Raw genomic sequence first — 5,205 nt, 5'->3', positions numbered from 1 at the left:
TTACACACGGATCAAACGATTAGTAGAGCTGTTGCTAGCGTTGCGGGTGGCACTATTGGAGGTGTTGTAGGAGGGGCGGTGATTCCGTTTATCGGAACATATATTGGAGCATATGTGGGGGCCGTCGTAAGCAAAACTGCAGCCACTCGATTTTATCAGGGTCTTGATACTTGGCAAAAAGCCCCGAGAGGAGCCGAATCAATTATCCCACGTTATTCTCGATCTTATTTCGCTTTAATTGATAATGATGCAAAAAATATTTTAGAGCCTCTTTATAATAATTATTTAGAAACTGAAAAGAAGTCCAAGGTAATTGGTGATGAGCTGGCTAAATGGCTTTGTATCTATACATTAGTACAAAGTTCCGGCGATAAAACATCTGAAGAACATTTAGAAATTATAAATGAAGAAATTAACCGAATAGAACAGGAATTTATCAAGTTAAAAACCAGTCACAGCAGAATTTCGATGTCTTTATACAGCAAGAAACCTGATAACCCTGCACGCGTTGTGGAGTATCGAACTAAAGTTAAAGAATGTTTAAAACTATTGCATCATCCTATTTCAAGCATGCTTGATGAATATTTTTCGCCTACTTTAAAAACAGTCTCAACACCTACAGTTGATTCATACAGCGCAAACGAAAAAGATTTATCAATGGGAAAAGTTCTTGATATGTCTAAATCCTCCCTAACGTTCTTCGACCGTAAAGCTGCAGACACCATAAGTATCGTAAACGATGAACAGGTAAGTGAAAGTGAATGTGAATGTACCGACTATCCCGGCTTATCTACTGCACCTTGAAAAGGATGAGAACCCAATATTTCAAGCCCCCAACATTCGATTTAGAGTTCTTTCCGTCATCCTGAGGAGCTAGCGATGAACGATTTCCCGGAATTTAGGAGGATCCTTCGCTATGCTCTGGATGACGTACTTTTTCTGAGGGGCTATAAGATTTTTTTTAGAACGGAGAATAGGTCTGTGGCATTGGGGGCTCTACTTGAAGCTTGGACAGGAAAAAATGTTCAAATTCACGTAAAAACTGTTCATCTGTAGTTGTTTCATAATCGGTGTTACTGCAAGCAGTTAATAATGCGTTAGCAATGTCGCCAATGCTTATGCATTGACCATTGTGTTGGTTGTGGATACGCTGATTTTCTATATCCTGTGGATTTTCCAGGGTCCAAAAATGGTTATATCCAGGGTTAAAATATATTTGGTATAGCTTGTTTATGATGCTTTCGTACGTAATTGCCCATTGTTGATCTACATCAACATTCCTTAATTTTAATTGGTTACGTATATCAATAATATGATTAACTAACATTTTATGATGTTCCTCTTGATTTAATTTGGGGTGTCTTAACAGAATTATTTTTAGAACGATTAACTCAGAATCTTGATATAAACAATAAGATTGTCTGGTTCAATTAAGCTTATTACACTGAGTTTATAGTTAAATCCTCTAATATTTGTTTCATATCAATTTTTGTGCAGAAGAAAAATTAAGCATGATCTCCCTCTCATTATTATTTGCAGTATTTCTCAAGGGAAGGACTACTGTACATCTTTCGTTATCTATTAATTTATTCGTTCCTTATTGTATTTCAAATGATCAAGGAGGTCAATTATTAAGGCAAAAAGTAATGCTTCATGTCATCCCTGGCATAAGTGAGGGAGCTTCGAAATTTGTATCAATCACAATTTTAAAAATTGTGTCGCAGCAGGAAGATCCCTTGTTTACACTCGGGATGAGGTAGGGTGTTACAAGTGAAAATGAAAGTAAGTGAATTTCATTCAAAAAAATTAAACACTTTTTGTTTCAAGTGCTATAATAAGATTAACCCAACGGTCAACGATATTTGAACCGATAAGCTTATATATGGGGAGCGTTCTGCTGGTAGCGTTGTGCTATATCACTTTTATAGTGGAAAGCCTGAACTGCCACGTTTGTTCCCCACCTGAACTCAGGGTTCAAAGTCTGCGACTGTTGGTTTCCCTCCATATTTTGTAAATACCACGCTTACTCCGTATTAACACAGTATTCCATCAATGTGTTCAGATCTATTAATACATTTCAATGGTTTATTTGTGCTGTTGAATGAGGCGACGAATCTACCAGGCTACGACACATTTTACGACCAAATAAAAAAGGGATGAACTGTTATCAGTTCATCCCTTGATAAAAAAAGCTCAATCTTCGAGGTTGTCGACATTTCACTCCTACAAGGCAGGTTCTGATTAAAAATACACCATTCTGCGCATGAGCTTCCCGGATTTTGCAGGGCTACATCCGGGCTACTTTTGATTTTCTCTTAAGCACTGAGATTTCTTAATACATACTGCAAAATACCACCATTCTTATAATATTCCAGTTCATCAGCAGTATCGATTCGGCATAGGGCTTTGATATGGTCAACCTGTCCATCATCACGCTCAATAATTACAGGTACCAATGCACCAGGAGTCAGTGAGTCTGATATTTCTATGCTGATTCGCTCATTACCTTCAAGACCTAGAGTAAGACGAGACATTCCTTCAGCGAATTGTAAAGGTAATACTCCCATGCCAATCAAATTCGAACGGTGGATACGCTCAAAGCTTTCAGTAATGACGGCTTTCACACCTAACAGATTCGTTCCTTTAGCTGCCCAGTCTCTTGATGACCCTGTGCCATATTCTTTACCTGCAATGACAACCAGATCGTGATGTTCTGCTTGATACAGCATTGATGCATCATAAATAGGCATGGTATCGCTAGTAGGAATATATTGAGTAATTCCACCTTCCTGCCCAGGAGTCATTTCGTTCCGGATACGGATATTGGCAAAAGTACCACGCATCATTACTTCATGATTACCACGACGTGAACCATAAGAGTTAAAGTCTTTTTCACTCACTCCTTTGGATTTTAAATACAAGCCAGCAGGAGAACTCGCCTTGATGGAACCAGCTGGGGAAATATGGTCTGTGGTAATTGAATCACCGAATAATGCCAGAATAAACGCCTTGTTAATTGGCTTGATTGGATCTGGTTTTTCCTTCAGGTTTTCGAAGAAGGGTGGGTGTTGTATGTACGTAGAATCAGGATTCCACTCGTATGTTTTTCCTGTACTTGTTTTAATTGCTTGCCAATGAGCATCGCCCAGGAATACTTCAGCATATTCTTTGCGGAACATGCCTCCAGTTACTTTAGCGACTTCAGCTGCCACTTCTTCATTGGTTGGCCAGATGTCTTTAAGAAACACATCATTTCCATTGCTGTCTTTGCCTAGTGCGTCTTTGCTTAAATCAGAACATGTAGTACCGCTCAATGCGTAGGCAACCACTAAAGGAGGTGATGCAAGCCAGTTTGCTCTGACTTGTGGGTGAACGCGGCCTTCGAAATTTCGGTTACCTGACAGAACAGAAGAGACCACCAGATCATTTTCTGTAATACTGTGTGCAATTGCATCAGGCAGAGGGCCAGAGTTACCGATACAGGTTGTACAGCCATAACCCACAAGGTTGAATCCTAATTGATCCAGATAGGTTTGCAAACCGGCTTGTTTCAAATAATCTGTAACCACTTTTGATCCAGGAGCTAAAGAAGACTTCACCCATGGCTTGCGTTGTAATCCTTTTTCAATTGCTTTTTTAGCGACTAAACCTGCCGCCATCAAAACACTTGGGTTGGATGTGTTCGTACAGCTGGTAATTGCGGCAATAACGACATTCCCGTGTTTCATTGAGAAGTCTTTATCTTTGACGGTAAACTCTGTATTTTTTTCAGCTTCTTTGCCTGTTTCTGTTAAAAACTTATCGAATTCAACAGGAAGAGTGCTCAGATTCACTTTGTCCTGTGGTCTTTTCGGACCTGCAAGTGATGGCTCTACAGTATCCAAATCCAAATGCAGTGAATCAGTAAATATAGGATCTTCACTGTCTTTGTCATACCACATGCCCTGCGCTTTGGCATAAGCTTCAACTAAAGCAATAGTATGTGAATCACGGCCTGTCAGCTCAAGGTAGCGAATGGTTTCTTTATCAACAGGGAAGAAGCCGCAGGTTGCACCGTATTCTGGGGCCATATTCGATATAGTTGCTCTATCAGCTAATGGTAAATCATTCAAACCAGGACCATAGAATTCAACGAACTTGCCAACCACGCCTTTTTTTCTAAGCATTTGAGTGACGGTAAGAACCAGGTCAGTTGCCGTAATCCCTTCTTTTAGTTTGCCAGACAATCTAAAACCAATCACTTCGGGAATCAGCATGGATACAGGTTGACCGAGCATTGCTGCTTCTGCTTCAATACCGCCAACACCCCATCCCAGAACTCCTAATCCATTAATCATGGTTGTATGAGAGTCTGTGCCTACCAACGTGTCTGGATAAGCATATAAGTGGCCATCACTCTCGCTGCTCCAAACGGTTTTTCCTAAATATTCAAGATTAACCTGATGACAAATTCCTGTTCCAGGTGGAACTACCTGAAAGTTTGAAAATGCTTTTTGTCCCCATCGCAGAAATTCATAGCGCTCGTTATTTCGCTCCATTTCTATTTCGGTATTGATTTCGAGAGAGTCTTTTGTCCCGAATTTATCAACCATCACTGAGTGATCTATTACTAAATCAACAGGAGATAATGGAGATATTTTATCGGGATTGCCGCCCATCTTTACAATGGCGGTACGCATGGCAGCCAAATCAACTACAGCAGGCACCCCTGTAAAATCTTGCATCAATACTCGGGCTGGTCGGAATGCTATTTCATGCTGAGATGTTTGAGTATTTAACCATTCAGCTATCGCTTTAATGTCTTTGGTTGTAACTGTGTTGTTGTCTTCAAAACGCAATAAGTTTTCAAAGAGAACTTTAAGCGAATAGGGTAGGCGACTAATTCCTTTGAAATTGTTTTTTTCTGCTTCTTTCAAACTGTAATAATGATAGGTTTTTCCATCAACTTGTAACTCGCGTTTTGTTGATAGACTGTCATGGCCTACTTTCATAAAAAGACTCCCAAAATCAAAACAATAATAATAGCTTAAATTTAGGAACTTTTCATGAAGTCTTTTAAAAATTGCTCTGTACATAACAAAAAAACGGTATGCCAGCGTAGGAGCTGAGTGATACGGTCATTTTATTATATACCCTGTTTTGTTGTTTATTAATTCATTATGAACTTTTTATGTCAGTCCGCGCAGGCGGGAAACCATTTTTCAA

3 protein-coding genes are annotated in these 5,205 nt (G+C 39.5%); 1 reads left to right on the top strand and 2 read right to left on the bottom strand.

The features are described 5' to 3' along the window. Nucleotides 1-804, top strand: an 804-nt coding sequence (locus tag Q0495_RS05835; RefSeq protein WP_298624049.1) for a hypothetical protein, incomplete at its 5' end; no start/stop codon positions are given. Nucleotides 805-961: 157 nt separating this feature from the next. Here Q0495_RS05835 and Q0495_RS05830 read toward each other — a convergent pair. Continuing rightward, nucleotides 962-1,327, bottom strand: a complete 366-nt coding sequence (locus Q0495_RS05830) for a hypothetical protein (protein WP_298624047.1) — start codon at nt 1,325-1,327, stop codon at nt 962-964. A gap of 988 nt (nt 1,328-2,315) precedes the next feature. Next, nucleotides 2,316-4,991, bottom strand: a complete 2,676-nt coding sequence (gene acnA, locus Q0495_RS05825) for an aconitate hydratase AcnA (protein WP_298624046.1) — start codon at nt 4,989-4,991, stop codon at nt 2,316-2,318. Nucleotides 4,992-5,205: the final 214 nt, after the last annotated feature.

Source organism: uncultured Legionella sp. (assembly GCF_937871865.1).
Taxonomy (GTDB): domain Bacteria; phylum Pseudomonadota; class Gammaproteobacteria; order Legionellales; family Legionellaceae; genus Legionella.
Note: the sequence above shows the minus strand (reverse complement) of the source record. Positions and strands in the feature narration are given on the sequence as shown.